This window comes from Rhizobium mesosinicum (genome assembly GCF_019511345.1).
In the GTDB taxonomy this organism is placed as follows: Bacteria; Pseudomonadota; Alphaproteobacteria; order Rhizobiales; family Rhizobiaceae; genus Rhizobium; species Rhizobium mesosinicum.
In genome coordinates, this window is sequence record NZ_JAEUAK010000009.1 from 229,336 (window position 1) to 252,519 (window position 23,184).

The following is a 23,184-nucleotide window of genomic DNA, read 5'->3' on the forward strand; positions in this document are numbered from 1 at the left end:
TCAGCCGATGCCGTCATATGTCACGTAGGCCATCATGCCAGACGCCATGTGGTAGAGGTGGTGGCAGTGCAACGGCCAGCGGCCGGGATTGTCGGCGTCGAAGGCCAGGACCACGCTTGCCATCGGCGGCACCAGCACGGTGTCCCGCACAGCGCCCGCGACCGGCGTCCCGTTGATGCCGACCACCTGGAAATGATGCCCGTGCAGGTGCATCGGATGCGCCATCATCGATGCGTTGGTGATGGCCACCTCGATCCGTTCGCCGCGCTTGACGACGAGACCGTCCGCGCCTTCGATGCCCCAGGTGTACGCAGCCATATCGCCCGTCAGCGAAAGCTCGAAGCGGCGGTCTGCCGCACGCGCCGCCGGCGGGTTGACCGGACGCAGCCGCTGTTCGAGATCGAGTCCGAGGACTGGCCCTTTCGCATGGCCCTCGATCGCAACCTTGCGAACGGCTGCGCCCAAAGTCGCAAGGACGATACCGGTCCGCTCCACCGCTCCCTCCCGAAGGGCAAGGATCGGAAACGCACCACCTTCCCTCGGCAGGCTCAGGCGAATGTCGACGCGCTGGCCCATGGAAACCGGGAAGGACGCCCCCGCGACCGGTTGCACGCCCTGCCCGTCGACAGCGACCAGTTCTCCCGAAAGGCTGCCCGTGTCGATCGTGAAGGCAGACGCCGTGGCGCCGTTGATGATCCGCAGGCGGACGCGGCCGCCCTTCTCGACGGTGACGATCTCGGGGTCATCGAGCGTACGGTCGTTGGCGAGATAGGCGTCGTATTCGATGTCGTTGAGGTCCATGGCCGCTATTCCCGGCATCGCCATGCCGGACATGTCACCGCCGGACATCGTATGCTGCATGCCGGCCATGCCCTGCATCGCGCCGTGCCCCATCGGCATGCCGGCGGACGCTGCGCTCCCCTTTAGCTTCGCCAGGAGTTCCCCCGCGGACGAAAATGAGAAGTCGTGCAACAGGACGACGACCTCCTGCTCATCCCGCTCCAGATCCTCCGCAGTCCGCACGATGAGAGGAGCGGCGAGCAGGTTCTGCTCCTGGAGCGTATGGGCGTGCATCCAGTGCGTGCCGCCCGCGCCGGCAGGAAATGTATAGCGCCGGGTCTCCGCCGGCTTCAGAAGAGCGACCGGATTGTCGGGCACGCCGTCGGCCGCCCATGGTGGCGTCAGACCATGCCAGTGGATCAAGGTCGGTTCGTCGATGACGCTCGACAGCGCGACGTTGAATTCGGCTCCGGCGTCCAGCGTCAGCCCCGGCCTTCCGTCGGGCTGGGCGAGGCCGAAGACGCGAGCGGATCTGCCCCTGACCTCGATGCTCCGGTAACCGATGGAGAGGGCGCGAGGCGCGCTCTGCATAGATGAAGATTTGGCGTCTTCAGCAAAGGCGCGGAAGGGACGGATGGTGGCCGATGTGCCCAGCGCTGCTGCGCCGACCATCAGGCCGTTGAGAAAGTCACGGCGGTTCATCGTATTGATCCTTGCTTCAGGGTCGGGTTACCGACCATTGGTCTTGGGGATCCGGAACAGGCCCCGGAAACGACCGGATGCCGCGGCAGGGCGGCCTCCGCAATCATCAGACCGGAAGACGGGGAGGACCCAGCATCGGCGCACGCGCCAGACCGCTGCCGGTCTGATCGGCCCATGCGAAGTGGAGAGAGGAATCCATGACTCCCGGAGCTTCCGCCCGATCTACGCCGAGCAGGACAAGACAGAAGCCGCACGGGACGGCGCAGCAGCTCTTGTGGCCGGGAGTATGAAGGCCGCCCCGCGGAGAGGCGTGGACGTCCTGCTGGATGGAGGGGTGTTCGATACCGGCATGCGCATGAACCGGGCGGTCATGGCACTGCATCGCCTCTACGCCTGCGGCCGGCATGAAGAGAAGCGCAAGCGCGACCAGGACGGTCAGCATTGCGTTCAACCATGCGAACCTGCGGTGGTCGGCGACCATGTGAGCGGCTCCGTTCCCCTGATCAGCCGAAACGTCGGCTGATGACGTTGAAGATAGCTCCGATCGATGCTCCCGCATAGGCACCGAAGACGATGCTTTGGAGAACTCCCAGCGCCAGGCTTCGCAGATCGAAGCCGGTCAGCCCCAGATAGAACTGCAGCCACGGCCGGTGCAGACCCCACTCAGGGGCGATGAAGCCGAGCAGCATGCAAAGCAGGAACGAAATGGTCGCAAAGACGGCGAGCGTCGTGCCAAGCACCGGAACGGAGACATGCGCCGGCGTTGCCGGAGATCCTTCGGAATGGGCATGCAGGGTTACGTTCGCCATTGAACAATCCTCCGCCAGGCTGCATAGGCAGCCACATTGACAGGCAAACATTGAACCTGCCGGTCGTGTTTTTCCTTGATTTAAATCAAGAACGCGAAACATCGCCCGTTACTGCGTGAAGGTCGTCGCCCGGCGCCGTTTGTTGCCGGCCTGGCGTCGGCCGAAATAGCGACAGGCACGGCCCTTCCCATGTCCCTCGGCGGCTGGCCTTAAGGCTTTTCAACCGAGAATGTTAACCGTATCTTTTTTGAGCGCGTTGCTTAGGGCATCCGGCCCGTTGCAAGCGCGGCAGCCCATTCCGGCCGGCCATTCGCTGCTGCGAGCGCGGACATGGCCATGTTGTCGTATCGGACATTGCGGAATTGCGCCGTCCATCCGCCGGCCGATTTTTCCAGCACTGCATAACTCGCCATCGCGTGGCCGGTTTCGACCTTGTGCGGATAGGGCTTGTCGTCGTCATAGGCCGGGGCGCCGACGCTGCCGGGATTGACGATCAGGCGGTCGCCGGAAAGTGCTGCCATGCGCGGAATATGCGTGTGGCCGCAGAGGATCAACGGGCTGTCGACACCTTCCGCCAGCGCTTCGATCTCCGCCTGCGGCCTGAGCACCACGCTGCCATCGGCATCGGCCATATCCAGCCAGTAGAGGTTGTCATCCCCAGGGGTTGCGTGGCAGAGATAGACCTCGTCACGGTAGATCAGGTTGACCGGCAGCGACCGCAACCAGTCGAAATGGGCAGCACCTAGCTGCGCATAGGCGGCGGCGTCCGATATATGCATTTCCTCCGGCGGTCCTTCGATCAGATAGCGGTCGTGATTGCCGCGCACGGTCGGAATGGAGAGCGATAGCAGCCGGTCCGCCACCCTGCCCGCCTCCAGCGGACCGCTGAAACAATCGCCGAGATTGACGATATCGATAATCCCCTGGGCAGCGATATCTGTCAGCACGGCGTCAAGTGCGGGGTAGTTTCCATGGATATCCGCGATGGCGGCAAAGCGCATGTCAGCTGCCGCGATAGGTGGAATAACCGTAGGGCGAGATCAGCAGCGGCACATGATAATGCGCCGACGTATCGGCAATGCCGAAGCGGATCGGCACGAGATCCAGGAAGGCCGGATGCGGCAGCGGCGTGCCGTTTGCCCTCAGGTAGTCGCCGGCGTGAAAAAGCAGTTCATAGGTACCGGCGCGAAAGCTCTCGCCGATCAGGATCGGTCCGCCATCGACGCGGCCGTCGGCATTGGTCTCGACGGTCTTGATATGGTGGCGAAGCTCACCCTCGATATGAAAGAGATCGATCCGCAGCCCCTGTGCCGGCTTGCCGAGAGCAGTATCGAGAACATGCGTGGTCAGTCCGGTCATAGGCCTGGCTCTTTGATGATAAAGGGTTCGTCGAAGAAGAATTCTTCCAGATTGCTGCCTGGCCCGTCACGGTCGACAACCAGAAAATCGCTCGGCGCTCCGAGCGCCATCAGCGGATGGTGCCAGACATTGCGGCGATAGTTCACGCCTTGATCGCCACGGGCGAGGAAGACCTGCGGACGGCCTGGACGTCCGCCTTCATCTTCCGACACGACGACGAGAAAGGGCCGGCCTGATATCGGCGAGAAACTCTGGCTGCCGAAGGGGTGCCGCTCCATCATGCCGAGCTCATAGGGGAAAACGCGCGGCTGGCCGCGAAAGAGATTGACGATAACGCGCGCACCCTCACCCGCAGCTTCGGGCGCGGCGAGCGCATGAAAGCGCTCGGTATTGCCGCCGTTGATATGACGCATGGTTGCGGGATCGGCTTCGATGACCTCACCGAACGGTGCGAAGGCGGATTTGGTAAGCGGGTGGATTTCGAGATATTGGGACACGATGTTACTCGCCCTGAACGCGCCAGTGGCGAACATTTTCAAGTTGGGAAACCAGAGCCGGCAGGTCGGTCCGGACCGTCTGCCAGATGACGGGCAATTCTGCCCGATAGTAATCGTGAACGATTAAATTTCGCATGCCCTTGATCCGGGTCCACGGAATTTCCTGATGATCCTGGATAAAGCCTGGGTCGCCTGCCGAAATTCGGGCTGCCGCTTCGCCGACCAAGACTAGCGACATCGTCACGGCCAACTGAGTGCGGATATCATGGAGAAACTGTTCCTGGCTCATTCCCTCTGTCAGGTCGAAGGCCTGTTGCGCGGCCTCCTGCATGCGATCCACATGCTCAAGAAGACGTTCGCGACTCATATGGCGGAGGCTTCCGACAGAACACGATGTTTGATGCGCTCCGGCAATCCACCCGCAGTAACCAGATCCACCTTAACCCCCAGAATATCCTGCAATTCCTCCAGCAACCCGCCAAGATCGAACAGCGTCGTCCCTGGCAGCGCATCGACAAGAATATCCAGATCGCTATCCGGCCGATCCTCACCGCGCGCAACCGAGCCGAAGACACGCGGGTTCGCCGCGTTAAAGCGTTTGGTGGCTTCGCGGATCGCCTGCCTGTTCTTTTCCAATGCTTCCGACGGCCTCATTGCGACATCACTCCTGATGCCGCAAATATAAGGGACGCGGCTGAAAGAGCAAAGAACTCAAGCCTTCACCCCAAAAAGCCTAAGACGCATCGTGCCGCCGTCCGGATGCATGGCATAGCGCACGTGTGTCACCGGGCCGATATCGGCAATCGTATCGCTGCCGTATTCATGGATGTGGTCCATCTGCAGCTTGCTGCGCTGAAGGATTGGTTTCCAGTTTTCCGACGCAGCGATATCGGCTTCCGAAGGCGTATCGCCGAGATCAGGAAGATAGGCACCCAAGAGTTCGCAAGTGTCAGGGAAATTGCCCTTGTAAAAGGCCGTATCGACGATCACGCGCTTGATCGTGCCGGCATGGCCGAGCCGGATGATCGCCCAGTCGTGACCGGGACCGCGGCGGCGCTTGGTTTCCCAGCCGTCGCCCATGTTGATGCCGCGGCCGGGGCCGAGCATCTTGTCGGGATGGCCGTAATGCGCATCCGACCAGGCGAGCGATTTGGCGCCGTTGAAGATATAGGCAAGATCGACTTCCTCGCCGGCGCCGACCTTCGACCAATCGAAATAGGCCGAACCATAGACGCGCAGACGTGCAACGCCGCCATCCGGATAGATATGCAGGCGCAGATGCGTCCAGATCTTCTGCTTGTCGGCATTCTCGAAGAAGTGGTGGGCGCTAGGGCCGAGCGGCGATTTCGGCAGGATTTCGGTCCACGCGGTCTCGTCAGTCGGATCGCCGCTTTCGACAAAGGCAGCCTCGATCGAGCAATGCGGCGGATAATTGCCGGTGAAATAGCTGGTATCGACGTCGAAGCCGAAGATGCGGCCCGGCATGGCGAGCCTGACGATTGCCCAGTCATGGCCGGGCACACGCTTGCGGCGGCTTTCCCAGCCGTCCATGTACTTGCCGTTATCGTCGTAGAGATCCGGATCGAAGCTTGCCGGCACATCCTGCAGCATGCGCTCCAGCGGCGCGAAGAATTCGTCCGTGGCATAAAGCCCCTTGGCGCCGAGGCGGGCAGAAGCGAGGTTGATTGCGCCATTGGCGAAGGCTGGCAGGCTGGTATCAGGGGTATCGATCATTCAGGTCTCCGGAAGCATGGATGTCAGGCGCAGCAGCGCGATCTTTTCGACCTGCGCTGCCGCGGTCACGAATTCTTCGTCACGGCTGTTGCCGATCCGCTTTTCGAAAGCGGCGAGAATGTCGTTCTTGTTCAGCCCTTTCACCGCGATGATGAAGGGAAAGCCGAATTTCTGCATATAGGCGGAATTGAGCTCGGTGAAGCGCGCATGTTCTTCAGGACTCAACCTGTCGAGCCCGGCGCCCGCCTGTTCCTTTTTGCTGTCTTCGGTCAGCTCGCCCGCAAGAGCCAGCCGCCCGGCAAGATCGGGATGGGCGCGCAAGACGCCAAGACGCTCCTCCTTGCTCGCCGCACGAAAAATGGCGACGAGCTCCGTATGCACGCGATCCACGGTCAGCTTGTCGCCGACGAAACCGTCGTCATAGGCGCGCTCGGCGATAAACGGCGAATGCTCGAACACCCCGCCGAAACGGGATACAAATTCATCACGCGAAATCATCAGACTGTTTCCGGCTTGTGGTTCGCATGCCAGTGCTGCGCAATCTCGATCCGGCGCGGAATCCAGACCTTGTCATGCTTCAGCACATATTCCATGAAGCGCTTGAGCGACGCTGCGCGTCCGGGCCGGCCGACGAGACGGCAATGCAGGCCGACGGACATCATCTTCGGTCTGCCTTCCTTACCTTCTTCGTAGAGCGTATCGAAGGCGTCCTTGAGGTAGGTGAAGAACTGGTCGCCGGAATTGAAGCCCTGCGGCGTGGCGAAACGCATGTCGTTGGTTTCGAGCGTGTAGGGGATGATGAGGAAGGGATTTTCGTCGATGCCCTTCACCCAATAGGGCAGATCGTCGGCATAAGAATCCGACGAATAAAGGAAACCGCCCTCCTCCTGCACCAGCCGCAGCGTATTGTCAGAAGGCTTGCCCTGGTACATGCCATAGGGCCGCTCACCCGTCAGCTCGGTATGCAGGCGCACGGCTTCAAGTATGTGCTTGCGCTCGAGATCTTCAGGGAAATCCTTGTATTCCAGCCAGCGATAGCCGTGACTGGCAATCTCCCAGCCGGCCTCCTTCATGGCGGCGACCGCTTCCGGATTGCGGGCCATGGCAAGCGTCACCCCATAGACGGTCGCCTGAACCTTGAGGTCGGTGAAAAGACGCCAGAGCCGCCAAAAGCCGGCACGGGAGCCGTATTCGTAGATCGACTCCATGTTGAGATTGCGCTGGTTCGGCCAGGGCTGTGCTCCGACGATTTCCGACAGCAGGTTTTCCGAAGCCGGATCGCCATCGAGGATCGAGCTCTCGCCACCCTCCTCGTAATTGATGACGAACTGCACTGCGACGCGCGCCTCGCCCGGCCACTTCGGATCGGGTGTATTGCGCCCGTAGCCGACGAGATTGCGCGGATAGGTCTCGGATACCATCAAATCACCTTTTGAAAAGACAGGTGAAACGGTAGCATCCGTGCGCGGAAAGTCGAGGCGTAAAAGTGCGTATCTGACCTTCGGCCGAGATGCGAGCCTCAGGCGATCTTGCGCGCGCTCACCCTGCCCATCGGATGCAGCGAGTGCACCCGGAACGGGCCGCCGGCACCTTCCTCGATCATTAGCGCGACATTCGAAACCGTCACCGGCTCGACAAGCACCGGATCGAAGATCGATCGCAGCGCCTGTTCGATGCGCGGCATATCGACGGCATTGACCGGCCCGGTGACCGGCATATGGAAGCGGAATTCGTCCATCACATAAGGATTGCCCCAGCGATGCAAATTCGCGAACTGCGCCGCCGAAAGTCCGTCAGGATCGCTGCGCTCGATATCCGCCTCGCTGAGCGGCGCGCGGAAGCGGTCGAACTCCTGGACGATTGCGCAAGAGAGGTGATGAAGCTGATCGCAGGGACGGATCGGCGACAGGCTGTAGAAAGTGCCGAGACGCGCAACTTCGAGACGCGGAATCCGGAATGGCGAAAGCGTCCCGCAGAACCGCATGAGATCGCGCAGGAGTTGCGGTTCGGACACGTTGGGCGAGAGATGGAAAGGGGCCTTCAGCACGCCGTGGAATCCGTAGCGGCGCGGCACTGCCGTATGAAAGGCGATCTCGTGGATGCCGAGACCGCGGATTGCCGGCGGCTCGACCATTTCGCCCGAAAATACGTTGCGGCCAAGCCAATTGGCAGCCACATGCGAGAGCGGATCGCTCGCTGATGGCGTGAAGCAAATGGCATAGCGCATGCAATTTTCCTCATCTGATTGACGTGGGCGCGGATCGCTCCCGCGCCGCCGATGCGCAAGCAGATAGGTGATTTGCATGACAGAATAACGAAGCGGAGCGTCTTCTAATTCACGTTTAACGTGAAGAGACTGCGATGTGGCTTGAAATTGCAAAGCTTTCCGGCAACAAAAATTCTACATTTGCGTCGCTTGCAATGCATATCGCCGCTTCCGCAAGCCGGTGCGCGAGCCCGAAGCTGACCTTGAAACCGCCGGTCAGGGCAATGAGATTGTGATTCTCGGGATGGGCGCCGACCATCGGATCGCGGTCGATCGCCTTGGGGCGCAATCCGGCCCAGCGCTCGATGACAGGCGCGTCGCGCAGCGCGGGAACCATTTCGCGGGCGGCCTCGATCAGCGCGTCGAGCTGCTCATCGGTGGAAAAGGGATCGGCAAAGCTGTTCTCGCTCGTGCTGCCGACAGCCACATGCCCGCCCTCATGCGCCACCACATAGAGGCCATCGCGGAAGATCGTCGGCAGGCCAGGATCGATATCGGCCGCAAGGAGCGCCGCCTGCCCTTTCACGGCTTGCCCGAGGGGTTTCTTCAGCCCCGGCGTCAGCTTCTCCAGAAAGGAAAACGAGTGATATCCCGCGGCAAGGATGCAGCGGCTGAAAGCGATCACCCCGCCCTCGATCGCCGCCGTCCCACGCGCCGGATCGAGTTCCGTTACCTCCGTATTCTCCAGCACCCGGACATGCCGCGCCTTGCGCAGAAAGGCTGCCAGCGCAGCGATAAGCAGACGAGGAGCGACACGGGCGGCAAGCGTGTCATGCACAAAACCGCTTTCGCCGGCTGCCGCATCGATCCAGCCTGCGCCTGGTGGCCGATCCAGCACATGCCAATGAAAACGCCGCTCTCCCGCTCTCCAGTGCAGCTCTGCATCTTCGGAATGGCCCGACGCGATCTTGCGCAGATGCGGCTTCGGCAGCGGAATGAGCCGGCCGGAGCGTCTGTAGCCGGCCGAAAGTCCGGTCGCGTCCTCGATGGCGGCGATCTCCGCTTCCAGAGAAACCAGCGCATCGAACTGGAACTGCTTCTTTTCCGACCAGCGGTCCGGCATGTGGGGCATCAGCGCGCCGAGAAGCCCGCCACTTGCTCCGCTGCCGAGTTGGCCTGCATCGACAAGCAGTGTGTCGAGGCCGCGGCGCTCCGCATGAACGGCTGCCCACAGGCCCATGATGCCGCCGCCGACAATGAGGAGATCGATCGACGATTGACCCGGGGCCGGAGCAGGACTATCGGCTTTTTCCATGACAGACATCAATCCCGATCAGATCGGCGCGGGCAAGCCGCAGCCCCTCGAGTGGCGCGACGGCGATATGCCCTATTCGACCGCCTTTGGCGACCACTTTTATTGCCAGACCGATGGACGGCTGGAATGCGGTCACGTCTTTCTCACCGGAAATGGTCTGCCCGAGCGGTGGAGCGGACGCTCCACCTTTCTCATCGGCGAACTCGGCTTCGGCACCGGGTTGAATTTCTCCGAAACATGGCGGCAGTGGAAGCTCTGCCGCCAGCCGGGACAGCATCTGCATTTCATGTCCTTCGAGCTTTATCCGATGCGCCGGGAGGAAATCGACCGTGCCCTTGCCCATTGGCCGGAAATCGACGCCGAACGCCAGGCACTCGCTTCCCTCTGGCCGGATGCCCCTGAAGGGATCGTCTCCCTCGTCCTCGACGAACAGACGAGGCTCAGCGTCGTCTGCGGCCGCGCGCTCGATGGCGTCACTGCGGCGGCTCCCGGTTTCGATGCCTGGTATCTCGACGGCTTCGCCCCATCGCGCAACAGCGACATGTGGTCGGAAGAACTGATGCGCCTCGTCTGCGGAAAGACCGCTCCCGGCGGAAGCTTCGCGACCTATGCCGCGGCAGGCTTCGTGCGCCGCAACCTCGCTGCTGCCGGCTTCGTTGTCGAGCGGCGCAAGGGGTTTGCGGGCAAGCGGGAAATGCTCTGCGGTGTGAAAAATCAGTAGCCCGAGCGACCCGGCTGCAATTCACTACGGCCAAGCCACTGGCGGATCTTATCCTCCAGAAGTTCAGGGCTGATCGGCTTGGACATATAATCGTCCATCCCGGCATCGAGGCAAAGCTCGCGGTCGCTTTCCAGCGCATGTGCCGTCACACCGATGACAGGCACGCGATGGCCCTGCCCCTGTTCCTTCTCGCGGATCAGTTTGGTCGCCTGATGACCGTTCATGACAGGCATGGAAACGTCCATCATGATCAGCCGCGGCGTATGCCGCTCCCAGGCCTCCACAGCTTCTTGGCCGTTATTGACGACGAGGAAGGAAAGCCCCGTTCCCTGCAGGATCTGCGTGAAGACGATCTGGTTGACCTCATTGTCTTCGGCCACGAGAACGTCGACGAAATCGGCCACACGCTTCTGCGCGACCGGCGCAGGCGCAGGCGGTGCCTCGACCTCCTTTTGCAGCCTTGCAATTTCGGCTTCGGACGCCTGTTTGACACGGCTTGCCCGCACCAGTTCGACGACCGTATTGCGCAGCAGATTGGCGCGCGCCGGTTTCATCAGATGCGCATGGCCGTTCAACGCCGCAAATTCCTTCTCCGTGCCGGAAATATCCATCGAGGTCAGAAAGATGATCGGCAGATCCACGAAGCGGCTGTCGGCGCGCAGACGGCGGGCTACTTCTGCGCCGTTCATGTCAGGCATGTGATAATCGAGCACGACGGCATCGACCTTGATACCGAGATCGGCGGCAGCGTTCAGAATGGCAAAACCGGTTGCCCCACCTTCTGCGGCGACCCCGTCGAAGCCCCAGAGGCTAAGCTGTTCGGTCAGGATACGACGATTGACCTCGTTATCGTCGACAACCAGGATGCGGGCACCCTGCACATTGATCGGCAGCGGTTTCGGTTCGATGCGCGCGGCAGCGACTGCGAAAGGCAGCTTGACCGTAAAGACCGAGCCCCTGCCCCATTCGCTTTCCACATTGACGTAGCCGCCGAAGAGATCGACGAGACCGGCTGTGATCGCAAGGCCGAGGCCGGTACCCTCATGCCGCCGGGTCGATGACGCATCGACCTGCGAGAATTTGTCGAAGACCGTTTCCACCTTCTCGGACGGGATGCCGATGCCGGTATCCTCGACGCGAATGCTGATCATGATCTCGCCGCCGGCGGATTGCTCGGAACCGATATCGACGAAAACATGGCCGCGCTCGGTGAATTTGACGGCATTGCCGACGAGATTGGTGACGATCTGGCGGAAACGCCCGGCATCGCCGATGACGGCGGCGGGCAGATCCGGCGCGGCGCGAACGAGAAGCTCGATGTCTTTTTCTGCCGCCGGCGAAGACAAGAGCGTTGCCACATCTTCGACGGCCTCGATCAGATCGAAGGCGGCCTTGCGCAGCTTCATCTGCCCGGCGTCGATCTTCGAGAAATCGAGGATGTCGTTGATGATCGTCAGGAGCGCATTGCCCGACTTGACGATAATGTCGACGAAGGTCTTCTGGCGGGTGTCGAGATTGGTCTTGGCCAGCAATTCCGCCATGCCGAGCACACCGTTCATCGGCGTGCGGATCTCATGGCTCATATTGGCGAGGAATTCCGACTTGGCGCGATCGGCAGCCTCGGCCCGCGACAGAAGCTGCGTCAGCTCTTCCTCGCGCTGCTTCATCTCGGTGACGTCGGTGAAGAGCGCCACCCAATGCCGCCGTTCGCTGATGGTGGCTTCCATGTTTACCCAGCGCTCACCGCCGACATGGAAGACAGTGGAGATCGGCTGGCGTGCGGCAATATTGGCACGCCACTCCTCCAGAGTTTCGGCCGCCTTGTCGCCGAAATCGCCGCGGTCGGCGCAGAACTGCAAGAGATCGACCCATTCCCTGCCCGTCTCAGTCAGTTCCGCCGGAATGCCCAGCACTTCGGCAAGCCCGTCATTGGAAAGCTTGATCGAACCGTCCTGGACGATTGCGAGCCCTTGCGACATGGCATGCGTCGCATCGCGCATCATCTCGCCGAGGCTTTCCAGAGCAGCACGCGCCTCATGGATTTCCTGCTCGCGCTCGCGCACGGCGGAAATATCGGAATAGGTCAGCAGGATGCGGTTGCTGGAAATACGTCTGGAGTCGAAAATGACGGATTTGCCCGCCGCCCAGTCGAGCTGAATCGGCTCCGGGTCTGCAGCCTCGAAAAGCCCCTTGCGGAAAGTATAGATTTCGTCCGGCGTCTGCGTGTCGCCGTAACGGCCGAGTTCGTAATTTCGCTTGATGACATCGATGAATGGCCGTCCGTCGAAACGGTCGTCGAGCGGCAGGTCCCAAATGCTGTAGAACTCGTCGTTGACATAGAGAATGGTGTGATCGTTATCGAGGATCAGCACGCCGACCGGCAGCGAGCGGAGGATGCTCTCGATTTCCTGATGCAGCGCTTCTTCCTGTTTACGCGCCTCGATCAATTCCTTCTCGCGCGCTTTCAGCGGCGTGATGTCGGAGAAGGAGCCGACCACATACCGCTTGCCGTCGGGTGTGACCACTCGGTTGACGCGGGAAATCACCTGGAAGATTTCGCCGTCAGTATTTGGCAGGGCTCCCTCAACCTCCGTCAGCACGCCGTTTTGCAGCGCCTCCAGGTTTTCCTGATAGATCGCCTCACCGGCCTCCTGCCCGAACATCTCATGCTCGGTCATGCCGAGTGCTTTGGAGCGGGCGTGGCCGGTGAAGGTCTCGTAATACTGGTTGGCATAGACCAGCCGATGATCCTCGTCGCGCACGAAGGCGGCGACCGGAAGATCCTCCATGATGGTGCGCAGCAGGTCGCGCTCGCGCACGCTTTCATGCCAGGCGGTCTCGCTGCCCGGCGCAAACTTGCTGCCATCTGGCGCATAACTGCTGCCATCTGGCGCATAACTGCTGCCATCTGGCGCAAACTTGCTGCCATTGCGGTAGGCGGCGTTGACGACCAGCGGACGGCCGTCCTCGGCGAAGATGCCGATCGGATGGCTAAGGTTTTCGAGCGTCGCGCGGATGCGGCCGAGATCAGCGGCCATCGTATCCGCAACCTCGGGAATGGCCTGGCGCGGCTCGCGTGCTTCGAAAATGCCGAGCACATAGGCGCGGTCCTGCGAGGGCGAAAAGCTCTCGATCAGCACCCGCTCATGGCTGAGACCGGCCGCATCGAAGGAAATGGCGCTCTCTTCCGTGCCGAACACCAGCGCGCGGCGTTCGCGGTCCTCGCGCTCCTCTTCCTCCGGACGGTCGAAGAGTTCGCGGCTTCGCCGACCGATGAAATCGGAAATCTCGCGGCCGAAGAAGCGGGCATAGGCTTCGTTGACGGCGACATAGCGAAGCTCGCTGTTTTTGACATAGGCCGGGGTATCCAGATCAGCGATCCGGCTGCAGGCCAGTTCTAGGAGCTCCCCGGTAGAATTCAAAAAATCCTCACTCCTGCAATGAATGAAATATCTCTGAGAACAACTATAAGACCAAGGCCTTTAACAAGCTGTTAACCATAAAATCCCACAGGCGACGAATCCAGCCAGCTTATTGATGAACAAAGTGACGACAAAGGCTTGCACGAAGCTGAAATGGTCGGAGACTCACGAGGAAAACGCCGCCAGGCAGCTCGGGTAGGCAAGAAGTCAGGTAAGAAAATATGGAGAAAATTTAATCCCGCCGCGGCTTGCGCGACCATTAACGCGCCGCGATCGCAGCGGATTCTGGCAGTGGCTTCAATGACGAGCCTACCACGAAAGGAATTCGACATGTCCGTTCTTCATAAGACAATGGCGGCGGGCCTGATTGCACTGACATTCGCCGGCGCCTCACTGGCAACGGCAGGGACCGCGAACGCCCATTCCGGCAATGCTTTCTGGGGCGGGCTTGCCGGTGGCGTCGTCGGCGGCGTTGTCGGTGGGGCGATCGCCTCGCGTCCCGCTTATCCGGCTTATCCGGCCTACCCTGTTTATCGCCCATACCCCGTCTACCGGACCTATTACCGTCCGTCCTATTGCCATATCGAATGGCGGCACGACGATTGGGGCAACCCCTACCGGGTCAAAGTCTGCCCTGAATAGAAAGCCCGCATCAGGCGCCGCTTGACCTCCCAGCGGCGCCGGGTCATGCATCGCGTCACCCAAGGGAGGACATGCGATGCCGGGGCCGCTCAAGAGCCTTTTGCACCCGGCGCCGATGCGCACGATGGCGAATATCATCGTAGTCAATGCGCCCTCCTTCGACAGCGGCCGATTCACGGCACACGCAGCCGACGGCCTCGCAGCTCGGCGCTGATCCGCGACGCGCTGTTTGCAGGTTCTCTTCGGCAAAGGGCTCTGCAATCTCCGATGATCGACTGCGCCATCCGCCATGTGAAGGCCGGCGGCACGCTCTCCCAAGGTCTTCAAACGGAAAACCATCACGCTCGCCGCCGGTGAAGGCCATGTCGCGCGGCGCCGCCACGCCATGCGGCCAATCACGACGCGGCGCTACTATCCCGGCGAGCACCGCATCATGATCCTGATCAACGGCGCCGAGACGGCAACGGGAAGTTTTATCCTTTCCCTGCCTTGAAGCGCGGACGGCCTGACCTCAGGTCTCGCGAAGAAACTGCGAGATCAGCCTGTTGATTGCCTCGGGACTGTCTTCGAAGCTGTAATGTCCCGCACCCGGCAGGAGATGGATCGGCGCGGCCGGAAAGAGTTCGCTGAAGAGCGGCAGGAAATGTTCGGCGTGGAGGGTGCGGTCGGCATCGCCCCATAGCGCCATGGCTGGCTTGCCGCGTATCGTGCTGACGGCCACAGCATTCGGCGTTTCAAACCTGTGAGCCTGGGTGGCAAATCCCTTCGCCCAGCCGATCGCAGCGAGACAATCGGCAGGCCGCGCGAACGGCGCTGCATAGGCATGGATAAAGCTGTCCGTGATGATCTCGTTGTTCTCGAACCCGTTGAGTTTCAATGTGCTCAGGATGTTGTAGCCTAGCTGACCAAGAACGCTTTCAAGGATGCCCTCGCCCTCGGCCTTCAGGATCCACTGGAACCACGGCGAAACGCTTGCATTTGCGACCAGCCGATCAACGGCATCGGCCTGACCGAAAGATGTAGGACCATTCACGGAGATGATGCGGCGGATGCGATCGGGGTGCCGGGCGGCAAGCCCCATGCCGGTGGGACCGCCGAAATCATGCATGACGAGGGTGATGCCGGTGAGATCGAGCGCGAGTACGAATGCCTCGATATTGTCGATATGGTCCTGGAGCCAATAGCTGCGGTCGGCCGGCGTCTCGCTTTTTCCAAAGCCCATATGGTCTGGGACAACAACGCGATGTGTCGCGCTCAGGGACGTTATGAGATGGCGGAACAGATAGCCCCACGTCGGCTCGCCATGAAGGCAAAGCACGACCTCGCCATCTCTTGGCCCCTCGTCGACATAGTGCATCCGAAAGCCCCGCGCCTCAGTGAAATGCGGTGCGAATGGAAAGGTGCCGGAAAATGTCTCGCCGGACTGGATCATGGAGGTCTCCTGCGTAGTTTTAGTTTGAAACCACACCTCGATAGACCTTGCAGTTTCAACTTGCAACCAATATGTTGACGAGGCGGCACAGATTGCAGTCGCGACGTATGGACAGGGTCAGGATCCCGATGGCAAAAAGAGTAAGTCACAGCACGTCGATATGCGGCGTTGCGCGTCCGCTGGACGCGATCGGCGACTGGTGGTCGCTGCTGATCGTCCGTGATGCCTTCGATGGCTTGCGCCGTTTCGGCGAATTTCAGAAGAGCCTCGGGCTTGCGAAGAACATCCTGTCGGCGCGCCTGCGCAACCTTGTGGTTCATGGCATCCTGGAGACCGTGCCGGCTTCTGACGGCAGCCCCTACCAGGAATATGTGCTGACGGCGAAGGGACGCGGCCTGTTTCCGGTTCTTGTCGCCCTTCGGCAATGGGGCGAGGAATTCTTCTTCGAACCCGGCGAACCGCATGTCCAGCTGGTCGATAAATTGAAAGGCCTGCCTGTCCGCAGATTGGAACTGCGCGCCGGTGACGGGCGGATTGTCGCGCCTGAAGATACCGTCGTGCGCCTTCCGGACGCCGATATCGCCCGATCCCCTTGACTTTCGGCGGGAAATAGACCACATGGCGCTTAGCTTTCACCTTCCGGCCGCCGCGTGAGCTGCCACTGCAACAGATGCTGAAGAAGGATAGAGCGCATTTCGATGATGCCGCACCCCAAGCGCGGCAAGACGCGCTGGAAAGCTTTTTCCAACTTACAAGTTCCCATTTCACGCGGGGTTCTTGACGCCAGATTGACACCGGACCGCATTCGGCGATCCGGCGTTTTCGTTTGGCGCGCCCTAAAAGGTTATGACTTGACCAATTTTGAATCGCTCGGTGTCTCCAAGCCGGTCGTCGCCACTCTGTTCCAGCTCGGCATTGAAACCCCGACGCCAATCCAGGAACAGGCTATCCCCCTTCTCATCCAGGGCCGTGACCTGATCGGCCTTGCCCAGACCGGCACCGGCAAGACGGCTGCCTTCGGCCTGCCGCTCATCGAGCGCCTGCTCAAGGAAGAAAAGCGTCCCGACAATCGCTCCGTCCGTACGCTGATCCTGGCGCCGACCCGCGAACTGGTAAACCAGATCGCCGACAATCTCAGGAAATTCATCCGCAAGTCGCCGCTGCGCATCAACGTCGTCGTCGGCGGCGTCTCCATCAACAAGCAGCAGCTGCAGCTTGAAAAAGGCACCGACATCCTCGTCGCCACGCCCGGCCGCCTGCTCGATCTCTGCAACCGCAACGCCATCACGCTGACGGCCGTGCGCTACCTCGTGCTCGACGAAGCCGACCAGATGCTGGACCTCGGCTTCGTGCATGACCTGCGCAAGATCGCCAAGATGGTGCCGAAGCGCCGCCAGACCATGCTCTTCTCGGCCACCATGCCGAAGGCGATTGCCGATCTCGCCGGCGATTACCTGACCGATCCGGTCAAGGTCGAAGTGACGCCTCCGGGCAAGGCTGCCGACAAGGTCGAGCAGTATGTGCATTTCGTCCCCGGCAAGAACGACAAGACAGTTCTGCTCAAGAAGTCGCTGACCGAAAATCCCGATGGCCGCGCGATCGTCTTCCTGCGCACCAAGCATGGCGCCGAAAAGCTCGCCAAGCATCTGGAGCAGGTCGGCTATTCCGTCGCCTCCATTCATGGAAATAAGAGCCAGGGCCAGCGTGAACGTGCGCTGAAAGGCTTCCGCGACGGCGCCATCAAGACGCTGATCGCCACCGACGTCGCCGCCCGCGGCATCGATATCCCGGCCGTCAGCCACGTCTTCAACTACGACCTGCCGGAAGTACCTGACGCCTATGTCCACCGCATCGGCCGGACGGCCCGCGCCGGCCGCGACGGTATCGCCATTGCCTTCTGCGCCCCGGACGAAGCCCGTCTGCTGCGCGATATCGAAAAGCTGATGGGCATCAGCATCGCGGTGGCGAGCGGCGAACCGCCGGTTGACCTGCGCGCCTCTGCACCCCGCAGCAACAATCGCGGCCGCGGCCAGAACCAGCAGCGCGGCCAAGGTGGCCGTGGTGAAGGTGGCGAGCGTCGCGAAGGAGGCCACCGAGGCGGAGAACGTCGTGACGGCGGACGCAGCGAAACCCGCAATGGCGGCCGTCCCGCCGGCCATGGCGACCGCCGTCCGCGTCACGATGGCGACGTCACTGAAGTGCGCGCCGGTGAAGAGCGCCGCGCCCGTTCTCAGCACAACAATCGCAATCAGGATTTCCGTGGCCAGCGCCGCAATGAGCAGGCGCCGGATCACGGTCCGGACAATGATCTGGTTTCGACCTCGGATTTCCGCCCTGCCCGCAATCAGCAGCAGCGCCCGGCTCAGCCGGGTGAGGCGACCGGCCATCATCGCGGCAGCAAGCAGCACGTCCATGGCCGCCCGCCGCGCAATCACGGCGACCAGCAGCCGCAGGGCGAACAGCGCCGCGAGGGCAGTGGCGGTCTGCGCCGCAAGGGCCGCAATGGCGGCGGCCCGCGTCGCGAACGCGCTTAAGCTAACGATATTAATGGGGGCCGGAGCGATCCGGCCTTTTCTTTTAGCCGTCCTTCGATCGACGGCGCGGACAGAGTTTGGTCCGTTGCCCGGGCAGGGAATAATCACCTGCTCATCTTTTGTGCGCCGACAGCGAATTGACGCAAAGCGGCCTCCCTCCACATTCCGATAAATGCCCAGTTTTTGACCGGTTTTTTGCATGCAGAAGATTTTATGAATCTTCCATGCGAACTGTGCATGGTTCTTGCATTGCCTTTTGCGTTGTATTCAAATGAACAAAAAAGGGGAGCCACACCTTTGGCATTTGATGAAATGATCACCGGGGACGAAAGTCCCCGAGCGCCATATGAAAAATACTTTGAGTGGTACAATAGCCAGGACCGGGCGCATCTGATTTCAAAGTCCCGCGACGCTGAAAACATCTTCCGGAAAACCGGCATCACCTTCGCGGTTTACGGCCACGCCGACAGTTCCGAAAAACTCATCCCCTTCGACATCATCCCGCGCATCATCTCCGCCCGCGAGTGGCGCAAGCTCGCCCAAGGCATCGAACAGCGGGTGATCGCTCTCAACGCTTTCCTCGACGACATCTACCACAAGCAGGAAATCATCCGCGCCGGCCGCATCCCGCGCGAGCTGATCGAAAAGAACGTTGCCTTCCTGCCGGAGATGATCGGCTTCCGGCCGCCGGGCGGTGTCTACACTCATATCGTCGGCACCGATATCGTCCGAACAGGCGAAGACCAGTTCTATGTGCTGGAGGACAATGCCCGCACACCCTCCGGCGTCAGCTATATGCTGGAAAACCGGGAAACCATGATGCAGATGTTCCCGGAGCTCTTCCATGAGAACAAGGTGCAGCGCGTCGAGGATTATCCCTATCTGCTGCGCCAGAGCCTTGCCTCGCTCGCCCCTCCCGGCTGCAAGGGCAAGCCGCGTGTCGCCGTACTCACCCCTGGCATTTACAATTCCGCTTATTACGAACACTCGTTCCTCGCCGACATGATGGGTGTCGAACTCGTCGAAGGTTCGGATCTGCGCGTCATCGACGGCAAGGTGAAGATGCGCACGACACGCGGCTATGAGGCGATTGACGTGCTCTACCGCCGCGTCGACGACGACTTCCTCGATCCCCTCACCTTCCGCCCGGAGTCGGCTCTCGGCATTCCCGGCATCATGGATGTCTACCGCTCCGGCAACATCACCATCGCCAATGCGCCCGGCACCGGTATTTCCGACGACAAGGCGATCTATTCCTATATGCCCGAGATCGTCGAGTTCTATACGGGCCGCAAGCCGATCCTCGAGAATGTGCCGACCTGGCGCTGCTCGGAAGCATCAAGCCTGAACTATGTGCTTGAGCACCTGGAAGAGCTGGTCGTCAAGGAGGTGCATGGCTCCGGCGGCTACGGCATGCTCGTCGGCCCGACCGCCTCCAAGAAGGAACGCGCCGATTTCGCCGACAAGCTGAAAGCCAAGCCCAGCAACTACATTGCCCAGCCGACGCTGTCGCTCTCCACCGTTCCGATCCTCGTCAACAAGGGCATCGCCCCCCGCCATGTCGACCTGCGCCCTTACGTGCTGGTCTCCGACAAGGTGCAGATCATTCCGGGCGGGCTCACCCGCGTGGCGCTGAAGCAGGGCTCGCTCGTCGTCAATTCCAGCCAGGGCGGCGGCACCAAAGACACCTGGGTATTGGAGGACTGATGCTCGGAAGAACTGCAAACGGGCTCTACTGGATGTTCCGGTACATCGAGCGCGCCGAAAATATCGCACGCCTGGTCGATGCCGGCCTGCGCATGTCACTGACGCGCAGCGACGCCGGTGATGACAATTGGGACGGCGTCCTGCAAAGCGCCGGGGTGCGCGAACTCTATGACGAGAGCCATTCGAAGCTGACCGGCCCTGATGTGATCGACTACATGCTGCGAGACCGCCAGAACGCGTCGAGCGTCATGTCTTGCATCGATTTCGGCCGCAACAACGCCCGCATGGTGCGCACCGCGCTGACGCGCGAGACCTGGGAAGCGACCAACGAATGCTGGATCGATCTCAAGGAGCTGCTGTCGAAAAAGCTGAAGGCGGCGGAGCTGCCCGAGGTCATCGATGTCATCAAGCATCGGGCGGGCCTGATCCGCGGCGCATTCCATGGCTCGATGCTGCGCAACGAGCTCTATAATTTCGCCCGCATCGGCACCTTCATCGAGCGCGCGGACAATACGAGCCGCATCCTCGACGTGAAATATTACGTGCTGCTGCCCTCGATCTCGCAGGTCGGCTCGTCGGTCGACAACGTTCAGTGGGAATCGATCCTGCGTTCGGTCTCCGCCCACCGCTCCTATAGCTGGGCCTATGACGGCGAATACCGTGCCATGAACATTGCCGACTTCCTGATCCTGAACGGGCAGATGCCGCGCTCGCTTGCCTATTCCTACGAGAAGATCGTCAGCAATCTCGGCTATATCGCCAAGGACTATGGCGAGCGGCTGCCGGCGCACGATACGGCGGATGCCATCCGCACCACACTGCAGACCCTGAAGATCAAGGATGTCATGGATCAAGGCCTGCATGAGTTCCTCGAAGATTTCGTCTCGCGCAACAACAAGCTCGGCAACGAAATCTCCGATGGCTACCGGTTCTATGCTTAAGCGGGTCAGATCATGAGACTGAAGATCAGCCACCTCACCGAATACCGCTACGACGAACCGGCGCAGTTTTCCCTGCAGCGGTTGCGCCTGACGCCACCGACCGCCGTCGGCCAGACCGTGATCAGCTGGTCACTGCACGTCGAAGGCGCCAAGCCCGAAGTCGAATATGACGACCAATTCGGCAATCACGTGAACCTCGTCTCGCTGGAAGGCGAGCAGCAGGTGACCCGCATCGTCGCCGAAGGCGAAGTCGAAACGGAAGACCGCAACGGCGTGACCGGTCCCCATACCGGGTTCTGCCCGCTCTGGCTCTTCCTGCGCGAGACGCCGCTGACCAAGAGCGGCAAGCTGATCAAGGAGCTGATCAAGGGCGTGACCGGCGAGAACGAACTCGCCCGCATGCATGCTCTGATGGCGGCAATCCACGAGGCGGTGGAATATAGGCCCGGCACCAGCAGCACCGAGACATCGGCCGAACAGGCGCTGGAGAAGAAGACAGGCGTCTGCCAGGACCATGCCCATATTTTCGTTGCCGCCGCCCGTGCCCTGGATGTTCCGGCGCGCTATGTCTCCGGCTACCTGATGATGGAAGAAAAGGTCGAGCAGGCTGCCACACATGCCTGGGCCGAGGCGCATATTCCAAGCCTCGGCTGGGTCGGCTTCGATCCCGCCAACAAGATCTGCCCCGATGACCGCTATGTCCGAACGGCCTCCGGCCTCTGCTACCGTGACGCTGCGCCCGTCTCAGGCATGCGCATCGGTACGCCCGGCGAGAAGCTCTCGGTCACCGTCAAGGTTGAAAACGGCGGCCAGATGCAGAGCCAAAGTCAGAGCTGAAGCTGACGGATCGCCGGTCGATGAGGAGCACGGGCTCGCAGCTCCTAAGCACGGCGTCCCTTTACCGCGACAAGGTGTATCTCGGCTTTTCGAAGGCGAACTCGGATGACGTGGCTGTGTCATGCGCCGAAGGGAGAACATCCGAGACGCCGTAGGCTGACGGTACGTAGACGCGGTTTCCACGTGGCTTGGGCAATAGCGCCTGGGAAGCGACCAGATACAGGATGATTGCGAGCATGGTAGTGCCGATCGCAAAGAGCGGGAAAATCGGCATCTCGGATACTTCGGACTTCGTCCTCATCGAACTCTCCATTGGTTGTCCGACGAGAGATTAGCTGCGGTGAGGTCGCGCCGAGAATCATACGCAAGGGTGGAGCCGCCTATACTCTGGGATATAGATTGCCGCTTCGGCGAAGGCACGACTGGTGAACCTCGCAAGGTGTTGCGCCTCCCGAGGCTAGCGGAAATCATCTATCGCTGACGCCTCTTCACGCATTGCGGGGCCGGGTCAGCAAAGTCGCTTGGTAGCACCCTTGGTCCTTCCAGACGACATTCGCCGTGGCGTGTCGCCAGACCATTCCCATTCGAACCATCCGGACATAGAATAAAGGTTTATTCCGTTCGCCTCGGCTACTTTCAGACAGGTTCGCCAACGTCCATTTTAGTGCGAAAATGATACGCTTATTCAAAGGGGGTCGCGATGCGCCTGGAAAATACGAACGTTGCACGCACGACGGCTGGAACGATCACGGTGGAATTCCGTGGCGAAGGAAACGACCTGATCACTGTCCGAATGTCGGCGGAGCCCGGCAGCGCAGACGAAGCGGCCATCATCAGGGCTAAGGAAATGATGGCAGAACTTGTGGCGGCACCTTCCGACCGCATTTCGCCCTCAGCCGTTTAGAGCCTTTCCTGGTCAAAGTCAGGAATTCACGATGGCTGTTCGAAGCGCAGGGCTCCTTATTTACCGTTTTGTCGATGTTGCGGTGGAAGTTCTGCTCGTCCATCCCGGCGGACCGTTCTGGAAGGGAAAGGACGAGGCCGCATGGTCGATACCAAAGGGTCTTGTCGAAGAGGGTGAGGATGAACTTGCCACTGCCCGCCGGGAGACGTTCGAGGAGCTTGGAGTCAATGTCTCCGGCCCGTTTGAGCGGCTTGGCGAATACAAGCAGCCTGGGGGAAAACTTGTCATCGTCTGGCTGACGGAAGCCGAGAGAGGCTTCGAGCCCAGAGCCGGGCTCAGTTCAACCTTTGAAATGGAATGGCCGCCCCACTCGGGAAAGACGGAGTTTTTTCCCGAGGTCGACCGTGCAGCTTGGTTTTGCGCCGAGGAGGCGGAGTTCAAAATGCACAAGGGGCAAAGACCGATCCTGCAGGATTTTTTGAAGAAAAAGGGAAAGAGAAACGCGCAGACGTCATAAGCCTCTTGCCGCCGGCCGTTCTCCACGAGGCTGATCGATACGGCCGCTTTCGCGACAAATACTGACAGCATGATATCGGCCATATCATTGAAGAAGGCGGAGCTTTCGCCCCGCCTCCTCATCGA

Annotated in this window: 25 protein-coding genes and 1 pseudogene; 10 read left to right on the forward strand and 16 right to left on the reverse strand. The window is 60.8% G+C overall.

Annotated features, from left to right (window positions below; all coding sequences use genetic code 11):
* The 13 genes from JNB85_RS22645 to JNB85_RS22705 form a co-directional block, all read right to left on the reverse strand.
* Nucleotides 1-1,482, reverse strand: a complete 1,482-nt coding sequence (locus JNB85_RS22645) for a multicopper oxidase family protein (protein WP_220336531.1) — start codon at nucleotides 1,480-1,482, stop codon at nucleotides 1-3.
* Between the two features lie 106 nt (nucleotides 1,483-1,588).
* Complete coding sequence (locus JNB85_RS22650; RefSeq protein ID WP_220336532.1) at nucleotides 1,589-1,963, reverse strand: hypothetical protein; 375 nt, start codon at nucleotides 1,961-1,963, stop codon at nucleotides 1,589-1,591.
* Between the two features lie 22 nt (nucleotides 1,964-1,985).
* The gene (locus JNB85_RS22655) at nucleotides 1,986-2,291 is read right to left on the reverse strand and encodes a hypothetical protein (RefSeq protein WP_220336533.1); all 306 of its coding nucleotides are present in this window, start codon (nucleotides 2,289-2,291) and stop codon (nucleotides 1,986-1,988) included.
* 260 nt (nucleotides 2,292-2,551) lie between these two features.
* Nucleotides 2,552-3,292 (reverse strand): metallophosphoesterase family protein, encoded by a 741-nt coding sequence (locus JNB85_RS22660; RefSeq protein WP_220336534.1) that lies wholly within the window; start codon nucleotides 3,290-3,292, stop codon nucleotides 2,552-2,554.
* 1 nt (nucleotide 3,293) lies between these two features.
* The gene (gene uraH, locus JNB85_RS22665; RefSeq protein ID WP_220336535.1) at nucleotides 3,294-3,650 is read right to left on the reverse strand and encodes a hydroxyisourate hydrolase; all 357 of its coding nucleotides are present in this window, start codon (nucleotides 3,648-3,650) and stop codon (nucleotides 3,294-3,296) included.
* Entirely contained in the window at nucleotides 3,647-4,183 is a 537-nt protein-coding gene (locus JNB85_RS22670) for an ureidoglycolate lyase (protein WP_222858750.1), read from the reverse strand. The genes uraH and JNB85_RS22670 overlap by 4 nt, the downstream gene beginning before the upstream one ends.
* Nucleotides 4,152-4,478: a HepT-like ribonuclease domain-containing protein gene (locus tag JNB85_RS22675; protein ID WP_223216575.1), complete on the reverse strand. Its 327-nt coding sequence runs from the start codon at nucleotides 4,476-4,478 to the stop codon at nucleotides 4,152-4,154. Before JNB85_RS22675 ends, JNB85_RS22670 begins: the two co-directional genes overlap by 32 nt.
* 32 nt (nucleotides 4,479-4,510) lie before the next feature.
* Nucleotides 4,511-4,801, reverse strand: coding sequence for a nucleotidyltransferase family protein (locus JNB85_RS22680; protein WP_220336538.1), 291 nt, complete (start codon nucleotides 4,799-4,801; stop codon nucleotides 4,511-4,513).
* Nucleotides 4,802-4,858: 57 nt separating this feature from the next.
* Nucleotides 4,859-5,881 (reverse strand): allantoicase, encoded by a 1,023-nt coding sequence (alc, locus tag JNB85_RS22685; RefSeq protein ID WP_220336539.1) that lies wholly within the window; start codon nucleotides 5,879-5,881, stop codon nucleotides 4,859-4,861.
* Nucleotides 5,882-6,379 (reverse strand): 2-oxo-4-hydroxy-4-carboxy-5-ureidoimidazoline decarboxylase, encoded by a 498-nt coding sequence (gene uraD, locus JNB85_RS22690; protein ID WP_220336540.1) that lies wholly within the window; start codon nucleotides 6,377-6,379, stop codon nucleotides 5,882-5,884. It abuts the gene before it with no gap.
* On the reverse strand, nucleotides 6,379-7,302 hold the full coding sequence (puuE, locus tag JNB85_RS22695; protein WP_220336541.1) for an allantoinase PuuE: 924 nt from the start codon (nucleotides 7,300-7,302) through the stop codon (nucleotides 6,379-6,381). Before puuE ends, uraD begins: the two co-directional genes overlap by 1 nt.
* A 98-nt stretch (nucleotides 7,303-7,400) precedes the next feature.
* Entirely contained in the window at nucleotides 7,401-8,108 is a 708-nt protein-coding gene (locus JNB85_RS22700) for a DUF1045 domain-containing protein (RefSeq protein WP_220336542.1), read from the reverse strand.
* 115 nt (nucleotides 8,109-8,223) lie between these two features.
* On the reverse strand, nucleotides 8,224-9,402 hold the full coding sequence (locus tag JNB85_RS22705; RefSeq protein ID WP_220336543.1) for an NAD(P)/FAD-dependent oxidoreductase: 1,179 nt from the start codon (nucleotides 9,400-9,402) through the stop codon (nucleotides 8,224-8,226).
* On the opposite strand from JNB85_RS22705, the gene mnmC2 reads away from it, so the two are divergent.
* The gene (gene mnmC2 / locus JNB85_RS22710; RefSeq protein WP_220336544.1) at nucleotides 9,401-10,123 is read left to right on the forward strand and encodes a tRNA (5-methylaminomethyl-2-thiouridine)(34)-methyltransferase MnmC2; all 723 of its coding nucleotides are present in this window, start codon (nucleotides 9,401-9,403) and stop codon (nucleotides 10,121-10,123) included. The genes JNB85_RS22705 and mnmC2 overlap by 2 nt on opposite strands.
* Here mnmC2 and JNB85_RS22715 read toward each other — a convergent pair.
* On the reverse strand, nucleotides 10,117-13,545 hold the full coding sequence (locus JNB85_RS22715; protein ID WP_220336545.1) for a response regulator: 3,429 nt from the start codon (nucleotides 13,543-13,545) through the stop codon (nucleotides 10,117-10,119). The two genes, mnmC2 and JNB85_RS22715, sit on opposite strands and share 7 nt — an antisense overlap.
* 330 nt (nucleotides 13,546-13,875) lie before the next feature.
* On the opposite strand from JNB85_RS22715, the gene JNB85_RS22720 reads away from it, so the two are divergent.
* Nucleotides 13,876-14,187, forward strand: coding sequence for a hypothetical protein (locus tag JNB85_RS22720; protein WP_220336546.1), 312 nt, complete (start codon nucleotides 13,876-13,878; stop codon nucleotides 14,185-14,187).
* Nucleotides 14,188-14,445: 258 nt separating this feature from the next.
* Nucleotides 14,446-14,680: pseudogene (locus JNB85_RS22725) on the forward strand (DNA alkylation repair protein); the annotation flags it as partial.
* A gap of 18 nt (nucleotides 14,681-14,698) precedes the next feature.
* On the opposite strand, the gene JNB85_RS22730 reads toward JNB85_RS22725, so the two are convergent.
* The gene (locus JNB85_RS22730; protein WP_220336547.1) at nucleotides 14,699-15,619 is read right to left on the reverse strand and encodes an alpha/beta fold hydrolase; all 921 of its coding nucleotides are present in this window, start codon (nucleotides 15,617-15,619) and stop codon (nucleotides 14,699-14,701) included.
* A gap of 128 nt (nucleotides 15,620-15,747) precedes the next feature.
* On the opposite strand from JNB85_RS22730, the gene JNB85_RS22735 reads away from it, so the two are divergent.
* From JNB85_RS22735 to JNB85_RS22755, 5 genes are all read left to right on the forward strand, one after another.
* Nucleotides 15,748-16,215, forward strand: a complete 468-nt coding sequence (locus JNB85_RS22735) for a winged helix-turn-helix transcriptional regulator (protein ID WP_220336548.1) — start codon at nucleotides 15,748-15,750, stop codon at nucleotides 16,213-16,215.
* Nucleotides 16,216-16,422: 207 nt separating this feature from the next.
* Nucleotides 16,423-18,153 (forward strand): DEAD/DEAH box helicase, encoded by a 1,731-nt coding sequence (locus JNB85_RS22740; protein WP_220336572.1) that lies wholly within the window; start codon nucleotides 16,423-16,425, stop codon nucleotides 18,151-18,153.
* A 297-nt stretch (nucleotides 18,154-18,450) separates the two neighbouring features.
* Nucleotides 18,451-19,860, forward strand: a complete 1,410-nt coding sequence (locus JNB85_RS22745; protein ID WP_220336549.1) for a circularly permuted type 2 ATP-grasp protein — start codon at nucleotides 18,451-18,453, stop codon at nucleotides 19,858-19,860.
* Nucleotides 19,860-20,801: an alpha-E domain-containing protein gene (locus JNB85_RS22750; RefSeq protein WP_220336550.1), complete on the forward strand. Its 942-nt coding sequence runs from the start codon at nucleotides 19,860-19,862 to the stop codon at nucleotides 20,799-20,801. Before JNB85_RS22745 ends, JNB85_RS22750 begins: the two co-directional genes overlap by 1 nt.
* A 12-nt stretch (nucleotides 20,802-20,813) precedes the next feature.
* Nucleotides 20,814-21,638: a transglutaminase family protein gene (locus JNB85_RS22755; RefSeq protein WP_220336551.1), complete on the forward strand. Its 825-nt coding sequence runs from the start codon at nucleotides 20,814-20,816 to the stop codon at nucleotides 21,636-21,638.
* Nucleotides 21,639-21,699: 61 nt separating this feature from the next.
* Here the strand turns inward: JNB85_RS22755 and JNB85_RS22760 are convergent, their stop codons facing one another.
* Nucleotides 21,700-21,939, reverse strand: a complete 240-nt coding sequence (locus tag JNB85_RS22760; protein ID WP_220336552.1) for a hypothetical protein — start codon at nucleotides 21,937-21,939, stop codon at nucleotides 21,700-21,702.
* Between the two features lie 399 nt (nucleotides 21,940-22,338).
* On the opposite strand from JNB85_RS22760, the gene JNB85_RS22765 reads away from it, so the two are divergent.
* Together JNB85_RS22765 and JNB85_RS22770 are read left to right on the forward strand one after the other, a co-directional pair.
* A complete protein-coding gene (locus JNB85_RS22765; RefSeq protein WP_220336553.1) occupies nucleotides 22,339-22,542 on the forward strand; it encodes a hypothetical protein in 204 nt (67 codons plus the stop codon).
* A 31-nt stretch (nucleotides 22,543-22,573) separates the two neighbouring features.
* Entirely contained in the window at nucleotides 22,574-23,059 is a 486-nt protein-coding gene (locus JNB85_RS22770; RefSeq protein WP_220336573.1) for an NUDIX hydrolase, read from the forward strand.
* The last annotated feature ends 125 nt before the right edge of the window (nucleotides 23,060-23,184 follow it).